Origin of the sequence: Daejeonella oryzae DSM 19973, assembly GCF_000422945.1 — a bacterium.
Classification (GTDB): Bacteria; Bacteroidota; Bacteroidia; order Sphingobacteriales; family Sphingobacteriaceae; genus Daejeonella; species Daejeonella oryzae.
The window spans coordinates 181,480-201,707 of sequence record NZ_AUHA01000003.1 but is presented as its reverse complement, the minus strand read 5'-3'; the positions used below and the strand labels follow the sequence as shown (position 1 = coordinate 201,707).

The following is a 20,228-nucleotide window of genomic DNA, read 5'->3' as shown; positions in this document are numbered from 1 at the left end:
TCAATTTATGAAGAAGATTTATTTAGGTGTAGCATTTTTATACCTCTCTGTATTAGGTGCATTTGCTCAAACAGATTCAACAGAAAATTCGCTGTACAAAAACAGAAAATTAAAAGTAGAAGAAGCCAATTTTGTATCAAGCTATTACCATCAGGAAGGAAATAATTCGGCAGTAACCGGAGGAATTGGCACAGAAAAGCTTTCGGATTTTGCAAATAGTTTTGATGTAACACTCACCCGTTTCGACAAAACAAACCGGCTTCATACTTTTGATTTTGAATTTGGAGTTGACCACTATACCTCTGCTTCTTCGGATAAAATAGATCCCACTACCATTTCATCTGCCTCTGCGGCCGATACCCGTATATATCCTTCTGTAAATTGGTCAGTAAAAGATGATATAAAGCATTATTCTTTTGGAGCAGGTGCCTCTTATTCCCAGGAATATGATTATTCATCAATAGGCGGAAATATTAATTTTTCGAAATTTTCTAAAGATAATAATCGTGAGCTGGGCATAAAATTAATGGCCTTTCTGGATTCCTGGAAAGTAATTTATCCAATAGAATTAAGGGGCAATCTGGGAAATGGGGGTTACAAACCCAGAAATTCATTCAATGCATCATTCTCACTGTCTCAAATAATAAATACACGTTTACAAATGTCAATGCTCCTTGATCTGGCTTACCAGCAAGGTCAGTTAGGAACTTTATATCAACGTGTTTATTTCAGAGATAATTCGGTGCATGCCGAAAAATTGCCAGAGAGCAGATTTAAAATCCCTCTTGGCTTAAGGCTGAATTACTTTGCCGGCGATCGATTTATAATAAGATCATTATATAGATTTTATACAGATGACTGGGGAATTAACGCTCACAGCATTGAAATGGAAGCCCCGTATAAAATCACCCCTTTTTTCTCTTTAAGTCCTTTCTACAGGTATTACACTCAAACATCAGCAGATCAATTTGCCGGTTTTCAGCAGCATACTTCACAACATAATTTTTATAGCAGTGATTATGATCTGTCAAAATTCACCAGTCAGTATGCAGGATTAAATCTTCGTTTTACTTCCACTGACGGAATTTTGGGAATGAAAAAATTCAATACTTTTGAATTGAGATATGGCCATTACAATAGAAGCAACGGCTTAAATTCCAATAATATAACTTTAGCTTTAAAATTTAAATAAATCAGCTTTAAACCATAAAAAAGACCAGCTTAATTGACCCGGTCTTTTTTGTTGTTTGTTGTAAATTTTACTTGAATTTATTCTTCAATGCAGCAAGCATACTTTCCATATCCTGCTTTGGTTCTGCTTTTTTATTAGAATTCTGATATTTCTGAACCGGAGTTTTGTGAGAATCACGTACAGGTTTTTTTTGAGAAACTGTTTTTTCGGCCGGTTCATCACTCTTCATCGAAAGTGCAATTCTTTTTCTGGAAATGTCAATTTCGGTAACTGTAACCATTACCTGCTGACTAACTTTCACAACTTCATTCGGATCTTTAATAAATCGGTTAGCCATCTGGCTTAAATGTACTAAACCATCCTGATGGACACCAATATCAACAAATGCTCCGAACGCAGTAATATTCGTAATGATGCCAGGTAGTTTCATCCCAACTTTTAAATCGGTAATAGCGTTTACACCTTCGGTAAAACTGAAAGTTTCAAACGCTTCACGCGGATCCCGGCCTGGCCTGGCTAATTCTTCCAGGATATCTTTCAGAGTAGGAAGTCCAACTTCGGCAGAAATATATTTATTCAGATTAATCTGTTTTCTAAACACTTCATTTTTCATCAGATCATTTACCTTGCAGCCCAGATCTTTGGCCATTTGCTCCACAAGTGCATACCTTTCGGGATGGACCGCACTACTATCAAGAGGATTTTCTGCATTCCGTATTCGCAGGAAACCGGCCGCCTGCTCAAATGCTTTTTCACCTAATCTTGGAATTTTCTTTAGCTCAGAACGGCGCTTAAAAGCTCCGTTTTTATTTCGGTAATCCACAACATTCTGAGCAAGCTGCGGTCCGAGACCTGATATGTAAGATAATATTTCCTTTGATGCAGTATTTAATTCAACACCAATTGCATTCACACAGCTAATAACCGTATCATCCAGCGAAGACTGTAATTTAACCTGATCCACATCATGCTGGTATTGCCCTACCCCTATTGATTTCGGATCAATCTTTACCAGTTCGGCTAAAGGATCCATTAATCTTCTTCCAATAGAAACCGCTCCCCTTACAGTGATATCCTGGCCTGGAAATTCATCCCGGGCAACCTGTGAGGCAGAATAAATGGAGGCGCCACTTTCATTAACCATCACTATGAGTATTTCCTCTAAATTGAGACCCCGGATAAATGATTCCGTTTCACGCCCTGCGGTACCATTGCCAATAGCAACAGCTTCAATTTTATATTTATCTACAAGATGACGAATTGTTTTTTCAGCCTCTTTCACATTTGCAGCTCCTGAGTGCGGATAAATAGCTGTATTTTCCAAAAGCTTACCCTGTTCATCCAGACAAACAACTTTGCAGCCTGTCCTGAATCCGGGATCAATAGCTAAAACTCTTTTCTGTCCCATTGGTGCCGCCAATAATAATGCATGCGCATTGTCGGCAAAAACCCGGATCGCTTCATCGTCTGCTTTTTTCTTAGTCAGCAGGCGAATCTCTGTTTCCATCGATGGTTTAAGAAGCCGTTTATATCCATCAGCTATTGCAAGTTGCACCTGAATTGAGGCTGAATTATTTGATTTAATAAACTTGTTCTCCATCAACACTATAACTTCTTCCTCAGGAATAACAATATCCATCGAAAGCATAACCTCTTTTTCTCCTCTTCTAATAGCCAGAATTCGATGAGAAGGAGCGGATTTTAAGGGCTCAGACCAGTCAAAATAATCCTGGTACTTTATACCTTCCTGCTCCTTTCCTTTAATAACCTTAGATTGCATAATCCCTTTCTGAAGAAATATTTCCCTAACTGCTGCTCTAATTTCCGGGATTTCGACCATCCATTCTGCAAGAATATCTCTTGCTCCGGCAAGTGCATCATCAACTGTTAAAACACCTTTCTCTTCATTGATATATTTCTCAGCTTCCTTGTTCAGATCAAATTTTTCCTGCTCCAGTATGCGGTCAGCCAAAGGCTGCAAACCCTTTTCCCGGGCTGCTGCTGCCCGTGTTTTCCTTTTCGGACGATACGGAAGATAAATATCTTCCAGAACTGTTAAGGTTTCTGCATTCTTAATTTGCTTTTCCAGTTCAGGAGTTAATTTTCCTGATTCCGTCAGCGATTTTAAAATGGCCTCTCTGCGTTTATCCAGATCGCGGAGTTGTTGAATGCGGTCGCGGATTGCAGCTACCTGCACTTCATCTAAAAGTCCGGTTAATTCTTTCCGGTAACGGGAAATAAAAGGAACAGTTGCTCCGCCGTCTAAAAGTTCAATAGTAGTATCAACCTGTTTTTCAGAAATTGAAAGTTCTTTAGATATTATTTTTAAATGGGAGATCATATTTTTAGATTAATCTGAAGAATGACTGCACTTACTTCAAACGCGAATTTGGATTAATATGCTATGATTTCAAAAAAAGCTTATCAACAATATTGAAATATTATTGAGGCTGAGGATGAATTGTAGGGACGTATAATTAAAATTCAATTTACAGGCAATTTAATAATAGAGGAAGTATTTAGCCATTAAATACTTAACTTAAGTAAGGAAAAATCTGGCGATAAATTTGGGGTTTTATCTTAATTAAGAATGATTTAAAAAACTCTCGCTCCGGATTATTTAACAGAAATCATAATTATTTACTGCTTCATTAGGTTCATCCTGAACATTTTTCATTTCCGATACAGAATAATTTAAAAGCCTTTCTAATAGCTTCTGAAACAAATTATTCATTATTAAAACTTGTGTTATGAAAAAGATTTTACTCAGTATCAGTTACTTTTTGTTATTTGTAGTTTTTGTACAGGCACAGGATCTTTACAGCACTACCTCAAGTGGAGGGAAAGACGGGGGTGGAACAATTATAAAGTTTAATCCCCCTACCAGCACAATAACTATTCTAAAGTCTTTCAATGGAGTTCGTCCGAACGTTTCAGATTTCGTAGAGGCTCCGGACGGCAAGCTCTATGGATTGAGCTCATACCCCGGCCCTTATGCCATTTATTGTTTTGACCCATCTACCTCAACCCTCACAAGTGTATATGAGTTTGGTCAAACTGTCTATGGTAGCCCCATGGGAAAATTAACGCTCGCCAAAGATGGAAAGTTCTATGGCGTGACTGATCAAATGCTGGGCACCATCTTTTCATTTGATCCTACGACCTCTGTATATCGCAAAGTAATAGAATTTGACGGAACGGACGGTTCCTCCGCTCGTGGGGGCCTGGTGCAAACAGATGATGGCAAACTCTATGGAATGATAGAAGCCCCGCGGAATGGTGATCTAATATTTTCATTTGATATTGCTTCTTCTAAATTTACACAATACCGCATTGGTAAAATTTCAAGTGGAGACTTGATAAGAGGGCGGGATGGAAAACTATATGGAGTTAATTCAAGGGGCGGCAAAAGGGATAGGGGATTTGTGTTCGTCTTCGACCCTGTCTCCCTCGTTTATACTATTTTAAAAGAGTTTGACGGCACAATCGGTAGCCGGCCCTATGGAAGCCTGCTACAGGCAACGGACGGGAAATTATATGGACAAACCTCTTTAGGAGGAGCATCAAACCTGGGAGTTATATTTTCCTTTGACCTTTCGACTCTTGAACTTCAGAAAGTGAATGATTTGCAGGCTATCGGCCCCGGCCATCAGCTTGGAAGATTAATTCAGGCAGATAATGGAGTAATTTATGGGTTGGCAGCCGCGGCTGATATAAATAGAGGAGTGATTTTTTCGTTTGACCCCACCTCTGACGCTCTTAAAATTCAAAAAGTCTTTGAAAACAACCTTCCCCACGGAAGTCTTGTGCAGGCGGCAAATGGCAAGTTGTATGGGATGGCTTACGGCGAAGGTAATGTTGCGGGTTTTATCTTTTCTTTCGATCCGTCGAATTCTACTTATTCACAGGTCTGGGAAGTAAAAAAGAATGCCTACGTGCCTGCAGGAGGATTAGTGCAGGGCGGCGATGGAAAATTATACGGGATGACCAGAAAGGGCGGTCGCAACGATGACGGCGTTCTCTATTCTTTCGACCTCTCAACTTTTGATTACCAGGAACTTATTGAATTTGACCGTTTTAATAGCATTTCAGCAGGAGAAATCATTTGGGCGAGCGATGGGAAGTTTTACGGAGTTTCTCATGAAGCAGGAAGCAACGACTTAAGAGGACTCCTGTATTCATTCGATCCTTCTACAGGAAATTTAGAAATACTAAAGAACTTTGATGATGAAACCATGGGGCTAAATCCATCACATATTTTCCAGTCAGAAAACGGACTGATATATGGTAGAGCTGCGGGTGGAAATTACGACAGTGGAATTATTTTCTCGTTTGATCCGGTATCCTCCATTTACAAAAAGCTGAAAGATTTTGAGAAACTGGAAGGTTCACCCGGAAGATTCATCCAATCTAAGGACGGAAATTTATATGGTATTTCGAATTATCAGGGTCGCAATATCATAAGAAGTGACATTTTTCTATTCGATCCTATCAAACCAAATTATAAAATACTGAAAAGCTTGGGTAGAAATGAAGGCTTCCAAAACCAGGGATTTATGCAGGCAAAAAATGGCAAATTTTATGGTACAATGTACAGTGGAGGAAAATATAGTGATGGTGTACTATTTTCTTTTGATCCGTTAACCTCTCAATATACCCAATTAAAAGATTTCGACTTAAACAAAAAGGGGGCTTATGGTCCAAGCGGTGTACTAATAGAATATAGTGACGGAAAGTTATACGGTATGGCTGGAGGGGGAGAATACGACAGGGGTGTTTTTTATTCCTACGATCTAATTACGGGAATGTATAAGAAATTAAAAGATTATAATGGGCCCACATCTTTTCCTCCATATCCTTTCATTGAATATAAATCCGGCACTCCTCCTATTCTTGCAGCTATTGGTAATAAATCGATTAACGAACTGAGGGAACTCAAATTTACTGCAAAAGCTACCGACAAGGATACACCTTCTAACTTGCTTAAATTTTCGTTGACACAAGCTTCAAGCGGAGCCTTTCCAACCGGAGCAAAAATAGATGCTTTTACAGGAGAATTCTCATGGACACCAACCGAAGCGCAGGGTCCGGGAACATATTATCTCACGATTTTGGTTTCAGATGGATCTAATATTGATGAAGAAGAACTTGGGATCGATGTTAGAGAAGTAAATTTACACCCCACTCTTTATAGTACCACCTCTTCAGGCGGAAAAGGAAATGGAGGTACTATTATTAAATTTCTGCCATCTACAAACAGCCTAACTGTTGTTAAGTCATTTGAATTAAACTCTAAAGAAGGTTACAGCGTTACCGGAAGTCTTATTCAGGGGAACGACAAAAAATTATACGGGATGACAACTTCTGGAGGAAAGATGGGATTTGGGGTAATTTTTTCATTCGACCCGGCAACATCAACCTATACCAAATTAAAGGATTTTGACAATATAAACGGTGCCAATCCCCGGGGTGGTTTAATGCTGGCAAATAACAACAAATTGTACGGCATGACTGAAAAAGGCGGTACAAATAATAAAGGTGTCATCTTTTCTTTTGATCCTTCTAATTCTACTTATGCCAAGCTGAAAGATTTTAAAGGAGATGACGGGGCTAATCCTTGGGGAAGCCTCATCCAGGCTACTGATGGTAAACTGTACGGTATGACCCGTACAGAAGGTGACGGACAAGGTGGTTTCTATATTAAATTTTCATATGGCGTGATATTCTCTTATAATATTACTACAGCTACCTACATCAAATTAAAAGATTTCATCACACCGTTTTTTGATGATAATATGGGCAAGAGCCCATATGGCAGCCTTGTTCAGGCCAATAATGGCATTCTGTATGGCATGACCCATGAGGGAGGATTTGAAGATTATGGAACTGTATTTAGCTTCGATCCTACTACACTTCAGCATAATAACTTTATTAATTTTAATGACTTTGAAAATCCATTCGGCAGTTTGATCCAGGCAAATGACGGAAAACTATATGGAATGAACTTCGAAGGAGGAGGACGAGGTTGGGGGGAAATTTTTTCTATTAATCTTGACTCGAACATCGCTTCAAGTCGGGCAAGCTTTGATGAAAAAACAGGCAGAAGTCCCAAAGGTACCCTCATGCAGGCAGGTGATGGTAATCTGTACGGAACCACAAACACAGGAGGTTCATACGATAAAGGAGTAATCTTTTCATATAATATAACAACCAGAACTCTCATTAAACGCAAAGATTTTGATGGAACAAACGGCGCTTACCCGGAAATTGGCTCCAGCTTTATTGAGGTAAGTGGCATTGAATGTAAATCCGCTCCGGTTCTTGCAGCTATAGGCAATAAATCCATTAACGAACTGAAAAAACTCAACTTCATTGTAAAAGCTATCGATAAAGATTCAGCACCTGACGAGCTTAAATTCTCACTGGCTAATGCTACTACGGGACAATTCCCGGAAGGAGCAACAATCAATAAATCTACCGGTTTATTTACATGGACACCCACCGAAGCACAGGGTCCGGGAACATATCGGGTTAAAATTAAGGTTTCGGATGGAACTTGTATTGATGAGGAAGAAATCGAGATCCAGGTTTGTGAAATTAATGCGGAACCGGTTCTGTTGGCTATTGGAAATAAAACGGTGAACGAAGGTTTTGAACTCTCTTTTACAGCCGCTGCTACAGATAGTGACCTGCCAGCCAATATCCTGACTTATTCTTTGGCAAAAACATCTCAGAGTCACTTCCCGACCGGAGCCGTGATCCATCCATCCGGGGGACAGTTTACCTGGACTCCATCAGAAGATCAGGGACCCGGAATCTATCACGTTAAAATTGTGGTTTCAGATGGCAGCTGTACCGTATCAGAAGAAATCCGGATCACCGTGAATGAAGTTAATTCAGCTCCTGCATTTACCAAAGGACCGGATCAGATCCTGTATGAAAATGCAGGTCCGCAGGTGGTTCCTTTATGGGCTACTCATATTTCCAAAGGTGATCCGGGAGAAGAAACGCAGGCAGTACACTTTACCGTTTCCAATACGAATAAAAATTTATTCTCTGCTCAACCCACCATATCTCCTGATGGAACATTGAGCTTCACTCCCGCTATCAATGCATGCGGTTCGGCTACCCTAAACGTGATTTTAAAAGATAACGGAGGAACTGAATTTGGGGGTATAAATCAGAGTCCGGCCCAAACATTTACAATTACTGTAAAATCTTCCAAAATCCTGCTTAGCGCCTATCCCAATCCGTTTGGCAAAAATGCCATGGTCACATTTACATTACCGGCAGATGAAAATCTGGTTATTCTCGATGTTTATGATTTGAAAGGATCCCGGGTGAAACGAATGTATGAGGGCCGGGCCGAGGCAAATCAAACCTTGAAATTTGAATTCGACGGATCACAGCTTTCTGCCGGAATGTATTTTCTTCGCTTAGCAACTTCAAAACAGATTGAGAATTTTAAACTGATGATGACGGAATGAAGAACTTTTAAATAGGCAAGGGATTGCAAAAATAAGATCATTAATTCCTAACTTATATAGGTAATAATCTTGAAAGAACTTGATTTATCAACTAATCAGAAGATCAGTAAAGATTCTTTGCCATCTCCTGTTCTTCTCATGACCTCTTTCTAAGGTTCATCCTGAACATTTTTCATTTCCGATACAGAATTTTTACAGGCCTTTCTAAAAGCCGCTGTACTTAATTATTCACTCATTAAAACCTGTATTATGAAAAAGATTTTACTCAGTATGGTTTACTTCTTTGCTTGTATGGCATCTCTGCAGGCACAGATTCTATTTGGCACCACATCTGCCGGGGGAAACGGCCGAGGGGGCACGATTAACAAATTTGTAATTGAAACAAATGAACTCACCGTTGTTAAATCTTTTGAAAGTCTTGCCAAAGGTCCAAGCTCTAAATTAATCCAGGCCAGCAATGGATTGTTATACGGCATGACAGAGAGCGGCGTCATCTTTTCATTTGATCCTCTCGCTAAAACATATAAAAAACTTTGGGATTTCGACCAAAAAAATGGAGTATACCCTCAAGGGATGTTATTACAAGCAACCGACGGGAAACTCTATGGAATGACTCCCCAGGGCGGGATTAATGACAGAGGAGTAATCTTTTCTTTTGATCTGTCCTCATCCACCTATAAAAAATTAATAGACTTTGACGGCGTAAATGGGAGTAGGCCTCTAGGAGGCCTGGTACAGGCTAAGGATGGAAAATTGTATGGGATGACATTCACGGGTGGAACCAATAATGACGGGGTTATCTTTTCATTTGATCCGTCCTCTTCTGCCTTTGTTAATCTTAAAGATTTTACCGGGGCTGATGGAGCTAATCCTTACGTAAGCCTATTGCAGGCAACAGATGGGAAGTTGTATGGCACAACCCATAGGGGTGGGAATAATGAATTTGGTGTTGTTTTCTCTTTTGATCCCTCTAATTCTACCTACACTAAAATTCATGACTTCGATCATATTAATGGAAGCAGACCGGGTGTTGATCGTGGAAGCCTGGTCCAGGCGGCGAACGGAAATTTATATGGTTTTACTGATCGGGGGGGTAAGAATGAGTTGGGAGTTCTTTTTTCCATTAATCCTTCTTCTTTGAAATTTACCAAGGAAATGGATTTTAGCCAAACTAACCCCGGCAGCACTTTCACTTCAACAAACGATGGAAAACTGGTTGGAGCGGCAGATTCTATTTTATTTTCTTTTGATCCGTTAACCTCTCAATACCGAATACTGAAGAACTTTGGGAATAAGAATAATGATAGCCCAGGAGGCCCGATGCTCCAGGCAAAGGATGGCAAGCTATATGGCACCAAAGGCTCAGGTGGAATTAGCGAGCGTGGTGTTATTTTTTCCCTTAAACTATCTGATAGCCAATATACCACGCTCAAAGATTTTGGAGTCAATGCGGATGGGAGCTATGTAACCGGGAGTTTGGTACGGGCAAACAATGGAAATCTTTATGGCTTAACAACCAATGGCGGAAGCATGGGACGCGGTGTTATTTTCTCATTGGACCCTGTATCCTTAAAATATAACAAGGTCTGGGATTTTGATAAAAATAGCGGGGCATATCCCAAAGGCGGCCTACTGTTAGCTCAGGATGGTCTTTTATATGGCCTGACTACTCCAGTATATGGCATGACTCCTTCAGACGGCGTTATTTTCTCATTTGATCCCGCATCAAACCAATTCAATAAATTGATAAATTTTAATGGTCCTTCTTACGGAAGCCTGATACAAACAAACGAGGGCAAAATGTATGGGATGACAGCTTATGGAGGCGAAGGTGACAAAGGCACCATTTTTTCCTTCGACCCATATTCAGCTGTGTATAGAAAGAAGCTGTCTTTTGGTAACGATGAAGGATCGGACAGAGGATTTGGGCTCGAACCTATGGGAAGTTTGGTATTGGCTACTGACAGTAAACTTTATGGAATGACTTCTAAAGGGTCTCCTGGACTAGGAGGAGCCATATTTTCTTTCGCCCCTGCCTCGTCCACTATTGTGCAAGAGAAACTTTTTTATGCTGAACATTATCCACAATTACTTGATGGACATGGGCCAATAGGGAACCTCATACAAACTGCTGATGGTAAATTATACGGGATGACAAACATGGGAGGAAATTATAATTATGGCGTTATTTTCTCATTAGACCCATCCTCCTCCTTATTTACCAAGTTGTTTGATTTTGATAAAACAAATGGCGCCTATCCCAGGGGATCCCTTACACAGGCTAAAGATGGAAAGTTGTATGGATCTACCCACAGCGGAGGAAGTAACGATTATGGTATTGTTTTTTCGTATGATCCAGGCTCATCTTCATATACAAAATTAAAAGACTTTGACGGTATTAATGGCCGCTGGCCTGGTCAGGGAAACGCTTTTATTGAGATAAATACTTCTGCAATTAACACCGCTCCGTTTCTTACAGCTATTGGAAATAAGTCAGCCAATGAACTGAAAAAACTCAGCTTCACTGCTAAAGCTACCGATAAAGATATACCGGCTAATACATTAGAATTCTCTATTGCTCATGCTGCCACGGGTAAATTCCCGGAAGGAGCCACAATCAACGAATCCACCGGTTTATTTGCATGGACACCCACCGAAGCACAGGGTCCGGGAACATACCGCGTAAAAATTAAAGTTTCGGACGGAACTTGTACCGATGCGGAAGAAATTGAAATTCAGGTTTGTGAAATCAATGCGGAACCCGTTCTGTCGGCTATTGGAAATAAAACGGTGAACGAAGGTTTTGAACTCACTTTTACAGCTGCTGCTACCGATAGTGATCTGCCAGCCAACATCCTGACTTATTCAATTTCTAAAACATCTCAGGGTAACTTCCCGACCTTAGCCGTAATCCATCCATCCGGGGGACAGTTTACCTGGACTCCATCAGAAGATCAGGGACCCGGAATCTATCACGTTAAAATTGTGGTTTCAGATGGCAGCTGTACCGTATCAGAAGAAATCCGGATCACCGTGAATGAAGTTAATTCAGCTCCTGCATTTACTAAAGGACCTGATCAGATCCTGTATGAAAATGCAGGTCCGCAGGTGGTTCCTTTATGGGCTACTCATATTTCCAAAGGTGATCCGGGAGAAGAAACGCAGGCAGTACACTTTATCGTTTCCAATACGAATAAAAATTTATTCTCTGCTCAACCATCCATATCTTCTGACGGAACATTGAGCTTCACTCCCGCCATCAATGCATGCGGTACGGCTACCCTAAACGTGATTTTAAAAGATAACGGAGGAACTGAATTTGGGGGAATCAATCAGAGTCCGCCCCAAACCTTTACAATTACTATAAAAACTTCCAAAATCATGTTAAGCGCCTATCCCAATCCGTTCGGCAAAAATGCCATGGTTACGTTTACTTTACCGGCAGATGAAAATCTGGTTATTCTCGATGTTTATGATTTGAAAGGATCAAGGGTGAAACGAATGTATGAAGGCAGAGCCAATGCCAATCAAACCTTGAAATTTGAATTTGACGGATCACAGCTTTCTGCCGGAATGTATTTTCTTCGCTTAGCAACTTCAAAACAGATTGAAAATTTTAAACTGATGATGACGGAATGAAGAAATCATGATCTCTTTCTAAGGTTCATTCTGAACATTTTTGATTTCCGATACAGAATATTTACAAGCCTTTCTAAAAGCCGCTGTACTTAATTATTCATTATTAAAACCTGTATTATGAAAAAGATTTTACTAAGTTTCATTTGCTTAACATTAGCAATGTGCGTACCTAACATCGTTTTTTCGCAACCTGGCACGCTTGATAAAAGCTTTGGAGATGACGGCCGTGTTATCGTTTCAGGAACTAATCAATATCGTTATAGTAGTAATGGATTTGGGTCGATAGCCATTCAAAAGGATGGGAAAATTTTAATAGCCGGAGGTGCTGTTAATTATGCTACAAACATGAAGGGTTTTGCAGTTGTGCGCATAAATCCTGATGGATCATTGGATAAAAGCTTCAGCGATGACGGAAAAGCTTTTGCAGAAGTCGCCAACTCATATGCGAATCCCTGGGACATGTGCATAGCTCCTGATGGAAAAATAATTGTGACCGGTGATGTAAGGAACTCCTCCTCAAATGGAGAGGAGTTGCACAGGTTTGCAGCCGTTCGTTTTAATGTCGACGGCACGCTTGACAAGAGTTTTGATGGTAACGGTATCGTTTTGCTTGACGAAGCTAAAAGAGGTGAATTTAGCACCAGCGTAGCTGTACAGGATGATGGTAAACTTTTGCTGGCTGGCTACGGCGTTAATCCAAAAACCAATGATTATGATTTTAAAATTATACATCTCAATGAAAATGGATCTATTGATACTGGTTTTGGCGACAATGGAATACTTTTTATTGGCATTATGGGCACAGGTCGAAAAATTAGATTACAACCAGATAAAAAAATAGTGATTTCCGGAGACTCAAATGACGACTTCGCAATCGTTCGTTTGAATCCTGACGGAAGTCCGGATACCAGTTTTGGTTCCGGAGGAAAAACGTATATTGATTTCGACGGAAATAATGATTACGTATATGACCTGGTAATTCAGGATGATGGGAAAATACTTGTGTCCGGAACCACATACATTAAAAATACGTCGACTGGTATTAGTGATTACGCATTAGCTAGGATAAATGCGAACGGAACTTTAGACAGTAGCTTTGCGGTAAATGGTAGAAAAACAATTGACTTCTCTAATGCCGACGATCAGGGGAGCAGCGTAGCCGTTCAAAAAAACGGAAGTATTATTATGGTCGGATCTACGCCTACCGGCATTGGACCTTCACCTAATATCTCTGAGTTAAAAATTGGAATAGTGCGACTATTGCCAGATGGAAATTTGGACACTGCTTTTGATATAGACGGAAAGCGATTATTGGATTTTGGTACTTCAAACTGGGGATTTGGTGTGCTTATTCAACCGGACGAAAAAATTGTTGTAGGTGGTGCAGCAAGTCGTGCTCCTGCCCTGGCAAGACTGATTTCTGATAATAGCATCTCTCAAGCTAATTTACCACCAAGCTTTACAATAGGAGTTAATCCGATACTATTAGAAGATCATAGAGAATATTTAAATAATTGGGCAACAAACATAACTGCAGGCAAAGGCGAGGATAATCAAAGACTAAGTTTTATCATTAATAGAAAAAATATAGATTTATTCCAAAGGTTATATATTGATGAGTTGGGAACTTTATCGTTAGAACCGAAATTAAATACAAATGGCTCTGACACCATAACGTTAATTTTAAAAGACAATGGAGGGACAGATAATGGAGGAATTGATCAAAGCAACCCGCAAACTTTTATCATAACGGTATTACCAGTTAATGATCCTCCGACCTTTGCATTAAATAGCATCAGCTTTGTAACAAAGGTTAATAGTGGCCCCCAGTCTGTAAAAGAATGGGCGTCTGAACTTTCGAAAGGCCCTGAAAACGAGTCTGGACAGAAGCTCCAGTTTTTAGTCAGCAATAATAATAACAGGTTATTTTCAATTCAGCCATCTATTGATACAAGTGGAACATTGAAATTTACAGCCGCTAAAAATGCGACAGGAACAGCTAAAGTCACTGTTATTCTCAAAGATGATGGTGGTACTACGAATGGCGGCATAGATCAAAGCCCTCTTACTTTTTCCATTACCATAAATCCCGAAAACGCAAAATCAGGGGCTTTATATAGCACAACCCCTAAGGGAGGGACAGAAGATGGCGGAACGATTATAAAATTTGTACCAGGTAGTAATGAGCTATCGGTAGTTAAATCCTTTGAAGGCCTTGCCTTAGGGACCTCCCGATTAATTCAAGCCAGCGATGGAAAGTTATATGGAATGGTCGCAGGAGGAAGTATTGACAGGGGCGTTATCTTTTCCTTTGATCCGCTCACTAAAATATATATTAGACTCTCGGACTTCGATAGCATAAATGGAGCTTCTGAAGGTTATCTGCTACAAGCAAGTGACGGGAAACTCTATGGCGTAACTAGCTCGGGAGGGGTCAATAACCTGGGAGTCATCTTTTCTTTTGACCTCTCCTCATCAACATATAAAAAATTAGTGGACTTTGACGGCTTAAACGGCAGTCAGCCTACAGGGAGCCTGATACAAGCGAGGGACGGAAAATTATATGGTTTAACACTTGGCGGCGGAACTAATCGTGACGGGGTTATTTTTTCATTCGATCCGTCCTCTTCTGCCTTTACTAAACTTAAGGATTTTAATGAGACTGACGGAGCTAATCCTTATGCAAGCCTGTTGCAAGCAACAGATGGAAAGTTGTATGGCGCATCCTTTAGGGGAGGAAGTAATGGATTCGGTGTTGTTTTCTCCTTTGATCCTTCTAACTCTACCTATATCAAAATTCACGACTTCGATCATATTAATGGAGGTGAGTCTGGTTTCGCTGGTGGAAGTCTGGTTCAGGCGGCGAACGGAAATTTATATGGTTTTGCTGGTGGCGGCAAAAATGAAAGAGGAGTTCTTTTTTCCATCAACCCCAGTTCCCAGAAATTTACCAATGAAAAGGATTTTAGTACAACTAACCCAGGCAGCACTTTCACTTTAATAAATGACGGTAAGCTCGTTGGCGTGGCCGATTCTATTCTATTTTCTTTTGATCCTTTGACCTCTGAATATCGAATCCTAAAGAACTTTGGGAATAAGAATAATAGCCCGGCAGGCCGGCTGCTCCAGGCAAAGGATGGGAAGCTTTACGGCACCGGAAGCAGGGCAGGATTCTTCCAACAAGGTGTAATTTTTTCCTTTGATCTTTCTGATTACAGCTATAACATACTTCACGAGTCCGGGCTCAATCAGGAAGGGAGCCAGGTGACAGGGAGTTTGGTACGGGCTAACAATGGGAAACTGTATGGTATGACCACCTTGGGGGGAACCCTGGGTTATGGTGTTATTTTTTCCTTTGATCCGGCTACCTCCACCTATGCAAAATTAAAGGATTTCGATCATATGAACGGAGCTAATCCCCGGGGCGGCTTGATGCAAGCCGATGATGGGAAACTTTACGGTATGACCGAAACCGGGGGGACCAACAACAAAGGTGTAATTTTTTCATTTGACCCGGCGAGCTCCAGGTATGTTAAGCTTAAAGATTTTACCGGGCCCTATGATGTCAGCCCTGTTGGCAGCCTGATTCAGGCAAATGATGGAAAGCTATATGGTATGTCACGAGGAACTATCTTTTCTTTCAATCCAACTTCTTCCATCTATAGCACTCTTATGACTTTTAAGGAGCCCTGCCAGGATTGTGATATCGGGCAAAACCCTATGGGCAACCTGATTCAGGCCAACGATGGTATCATGTATGGAATGACTGAAAGTGGCGGATCTGAAGGTGATGGAACGGTATTTAGCTTCAATCCTGTAACATCAAGTTATTACAATTTCATCAATTTTCACAGTCACGAAAACCCTCGTGGTAGCCTTATCCAGGCTAACGATGCAAAACTGTATGGCATGAACTATGGAGGCGGCGGGTGCGGCGTGGGGGAGATATTCTCCATTGACTTGCCGCCTACCAGGTACAGAGTGGATGTGGCATCATTTTGCACGGATATCACTTCAGGTATTTATCCTTCAGGCACCCTTCTCCAGGCAAGCGACGGGTATTTGTACGGCACGACCAGCAAAGGAGGTGTGAACAAAAAAGGAATTATTTTTTCTTTAGATATCTCAACTGGTATAGTTACCAAGCTTCAAGATTTTACCGGGGATAATGGTGCTTTCCCGGGTATCGGCTCAAGCTTTATTGAGGTATGTGGTACTGAAAGTAACACCGCTCCGGTTCTTACAGCTATTGGAAATAAGTCAGCTAACGAACTGAAAAAACTCAGCTTCACTGCAAAAGCTACAGATAAAGATTCACCGGCTAATACTCTCATATTCTCGCTGGCTAATCCTGCTACGGGTAAATTCCCGGAAGGAGCCACAATTAACCAATCCACCGGTTTATTTACATGGACACCCACCGAAGTACAGGGCCCCGGAACTTTCCGGGTTAGAATTAACGTTTCGGACGGAACTTGTACCGATGAGGAAGAAATCGAGATCAAGGTTTGTGAAATTAATGCGGAACCGGTTCTGTCGGCTATTGGAAATAAAACGGTGAACGAAGGTTTTGGACTCACTTTTACAGCCGCTGCTACAGATAGTGATCTGCCAGCAAATATCCTGACTTATTCGATTTCTAAAACATCTCAGGGTAACTTCCCAACCGGAGCCGTGATCCATCCATCCGGGGGACAGTTTACCTGGACTCCATCAGAAGATCAGGGACCCGGAATCTATCACGTTAAAATTATCGTTTCAGATGGTAGCTGTATCGTATCGGAAGAAATCCGGATCACCGTGAATGAAGTCAATTCAGCTCCTTCATTTACTAAAGGACCTGATCAGATTCTGTATGAAAATGCAGGTCCGCAGGTGGTTCCTTTATGGGCTACTCATATTTCCAAAGGTGATCCGGGAGAAGAAAAGCAGGCAGTAAACTTTACCGTTTCCAATACGAATAAAAATTTATTCTCTGTTCAACCCACCATATCTCCTGATGGAACATTGAGCTTCACTCCCGCTATCAATGCATGCGGTTCGGCTACCCTAAACGTGATTTTAAAAGATGACGGAGGAACTGAATTTGGGGGAATAAATCAGAGTCCGCCCCAAACCTTTACAATTACTATAAAAACTTCCAAAATCATATTAAGCGCCTATCCCAATCCGTTTGGCAAAAATGCCGTGGTCACATTTACTTTACCGGCAGATGAAAATCTGGTTATTCTGGATGTTTATGATTTGAAAGGATCCAGGGTGAAACGAATGTATGAAGGCCGGGCAGATGCCGATCAAACCTTGAAATTTGAATTCGATGGTTCTAATCTATCATCAGGAATTTATCTCCTGCGCTTAGCTACTTCTAAAAATGTAGAAAATTTTAAAATCATTATGACTGAATAAATTATGAAGATCTGACGTGAACAAGTTAAAACCCTGCTACGCGGGGTTTTGTCTTTTTTAGAAACAACTACATGATATCAGATACAAATACTATAATATGTCGCAGATTTCGCCTAAACTTGCAATCAGTATGAAAGCATTTTACGGTGATTTACAATTAGGAATTTTAGGCGGAGGTCAGCTGGGCAGAATGCTGATCCAGGAAGCTATCAATTTTAATATAAGCACACGTGTTCTGGATCCTGATCCGCATGCACCCTGCAAACATCTTTGTGATCATTTTACGCTGGGATCATTAACTGATTATGAAACTGTTTATAATTTTGGCAAACAAGTAGATGTTCTAACTATTGAGATTGAAAAAGTCAATGTAGACGCATTAGAGAAACTCGAAGAAGAAGGAGTTATAGTTTATCCTCAATCCAGAATTATCAGACTTATTCAGGACAAAGGTTTACAAAAACAATTTTTCAAAGAAAATAATATCCCAACCGCTCCTTTCCTGATCATTAATTCGGCTGCTGATCTTAAAACTACAAATTTCACCTATCCATATATTCAAAAGCTTCGAAGAGATGGCTATGATGGACGTGGTGTACAAAAAATAAAATCAGAATCTGATCATAAAGATGCTTTTAATGCCCCAAGTCTGGTAGAAGAATTTGTAGATTTTGACAAGGAATTGTCTGTGATTGTATCCAGAAATGAGGATGGTGAGGTTAAAACTTTCCCATGCGTTGAAATGGAGTTTAACCCGGATGTAAATCTGGTTGAATTTATAATTTCGCCATCTACACTGAGTTTCGAGATATTACAGCGTGCGGATGATCTTGCAATTTCTATTGCTACTTCATTAAAAATTGTTGGTGTTATGGCGGTTGAAATGTTTTTAACCAAATCAGGTGAATTATTGATTAATGAACTTGCACCCCGACCTCACAACAGCGGACATCAAACTATCGAAGGAAATTATACTTCCCAGTATGCGCAGCATTTACGGGCAATTTTCAATTTGCCACTTGGAGACACAAGATCTATCAGTAATGCCGTTATGATTAATTTGCTGGGAGAAAAAGGCTTTGAAGGCTTGGCAGAATATGAGGGTTTGAATGAAGTTTTAAAAACAGATGGTGTTTATGTTCATTTATATGGGAAAAAATATACCAAACCATTTCGCAAAATGGGCCACGTGACCATATTAGATGATGATCGTGAAAAAGCTATTGAAAAAGCCCGATTTGTACAAAAAACCATCAAAGTAAAGATTTAATACATTTAAATTCACATAGAAACAATATGAGCAATTCAATTCAGAGTTCAGAAAAAATAGTGGTTGGAATAATAATGGGCAGCCAGTCAGATCTGAATATCATGCAGGATGCCGCTGATGTTTTAAAAGAGTTTAATGTTAAATTTGAAATGACCGTTGTTTCTGCGCACCGTACACCTGAGCGTATGCTGGATTATTCCAAGTCGGCAGCCGGCAGAGGGTTAAAAGTAATTATTGCCGGAGCTGGCGGAGCCGCACATTTACCCGGAATGGTTGCATCTATCACTCATTTACCTGTTATTGGAGTTCCTGTAAAATCGTCAAATTCTATTGATGGATGGGATTCTATCCTCTCAATTTTACAAATGCCTAATGGAGTTCCGGTTGCAACTGTCGCGTTAAACGCTGCAAAAAATGCAGGATTGCTGGCTGTTCAAATTCTGGCGACATCCGATACTTCGCTATCTCAAAAATTTATAGAATATAAACAAGAGATGAGAAAAAAAGTAGAAGAGAGTGCCCTGGCAATGGAAAAAATAAACTAAAATTTTAATTCCAGGATGGATTTTCAGGGAAATTTACAATGTGTGCATATTTGGGTCCCAAAGATATCACTACCTCTTTCCATAGATTCTCCTCATCTTCAACAAATAAAACATCAGGCTTGTAATTATTTTCAATAAGCCAGGAATTTTGTTCTATTTCCGATTTTAGCTGATCTTCACCCCAACCTGAATAGCCCACAAAAAACTTTACCTCATCAGATCTAATCTGGTTAGAATTTATCAGCATTTTTAAACCCTCGAAATCTCCCCCCCAATACAACCCTTCAGAAATTTCTATGCCACTGCTTATTTTATCATAGCACCGATGAATAAAATGTAAAGTGTCCTTTCCCACCGGTCCTCCTACAAACACAGGAAATGTTGCATTCCAGCAATCAGGAATAAGATCACTTACAAGCAGATCGCTGCGCTGATTGAGGACAAAACCAATATCTCCTCCTTCAGATTTTTCAACTAATAATACAACCGACCTTTTAAAATTTGGATCGATCATAAAAGGTTCTGAAATAAGTAAACTTCCGGCCTGATGTTTATTTGAATTTAACATAGCTAAAACCCCGATTTTAGAATTTATTATACTCCTTAAAATACGCAAATTATCAGAAATTCTTAGAATCATGTACCAGATTCAACAAAAATAAAATGATCAGGTCATTCAAAAAATAATT

At 40.2% G+C, this 20,228-nt stretch carries 8 protein-coding genes; 6 read left to right on the top strand and 2 right to left on the bottom strand.

All coding sequences use genetic code 11. The features are described 5' to 3' along the window. The first annotated feature begins 7 nt into the window (after positions 1-7). The gene (locus G521_RS0108385) at positions 8-1,192 is read left to right on the top strand and encodes a DUF3570 domain-containing protein (protein WP_026898141.1); all 1,185 of its coding nucleotides are present in this window, start codon (positions 8-10) and stop codon (positions 1,190-1,192) included. 67 nt (positions 1,193-1,259) lie between these two features. Here the strand turns inward: G521_RS0108385 and G521_RS0108380 are convergent, their stop codons facing one another. Beyond that, the gene (locus G521_RS0108380) at positions 1,260-3,533 is read right to left on the bottom strand and encodes a Tex family protein (RefSeq protein WP_026898140.1); all 2,274 of its coding nucleotides are present in this window, start codon (positions 3,531-3,533) and stop codon (positions 1,260-1,262) included. Positions 3,534-3,942: 409 nt separating this feature from the next. Here G521_RS0108380 and G521_RS0108370 point away from each other — a divergent pair, with 409 nt between their 5' ends. From G521_RS0108370 to purE, 5 genes are all read left to right on the top strand, one after another. After that, positions 3,943-8,679: a choice-of-anchor tandem repeat GloVer-containing protein gene (locus G521_RS0108370; RefSeq protein ID WP_026898139.1), complete on the top strand. Its 4,737-nt coding sequence runs from the start codon at positions 3,943-3,945 to the stop codon at positions 8,677-8,679. Positions 8,680-8,928: 249 nt separating this feature from the next. Beyond that, complete coding sequence (locus tag G521_RS0108365) at positions 8,929-12,318, top strand: choice-of-anchor tandem repeat GloVer-containing protein (protein ID WP_081675039.1); 3,390 nt, start codon at positions 8,929-8,931, stop codon at positions 12,316-12,318. A 117-nt stretch (positions 12,319-12,435) separates the two neighbouring features. Then, positions 12,436-17,724, top strand: a complete 5,289-nt coding sequence (locus G521_RS17765; RefSeq protein ID WP_081675038.1) for a choice-of-anchor tandem repeat GloVer-containing protein — start codon at positions 12,436-12,438, stop codon at positions 17,722-17,724. Positions 17,725-17,821: 97 nt separating this feature from the next. Then, complete coding sequence (locus G521_RS0108355; RefSeq protein ID WP_245580850.1) at positions 17,822-18,994, top strand: 5-(carboxyamino)imidazole ribonucleotide synthase; 1,173 nt, start codon at positions 17,822-17,824, stop codon at positions 18,992-18,994. Between the two features lie 26 nt (positions 18,995-19,020). Next, positions 19,021-19,539 carry a 5-(carboxyamino)imidazole ribonucleotide mutase gene (gene purE, locus G521_RS0108350; RefSeq protein WP_036678761.1) on the top strand — a complete coding sequence of 173 codons (519 nt, stop codon included), beginning with the start codon at positions 19,021-19,023 and terminating at the stop codon, positions 19,537-19,539. A gap of 4 nt (positions 19,540-19,543) precedes the next feature. Here the strand turns inward: purE and G521_RS0108345 are convergent, their stop codons facing one another. Next, positions 19,544-20,107, bottom strand: coding sequence for a YqgE/AlgH family protein (locus G521_RS0108345; RefSeq protein ID WP_026898134.1), 564 nt, complete (start codon positions 20,105-20,107; stop codon positions 19,544-19,546). Positions 20,108-20,228: the final 121 nt, after the last annotated feature.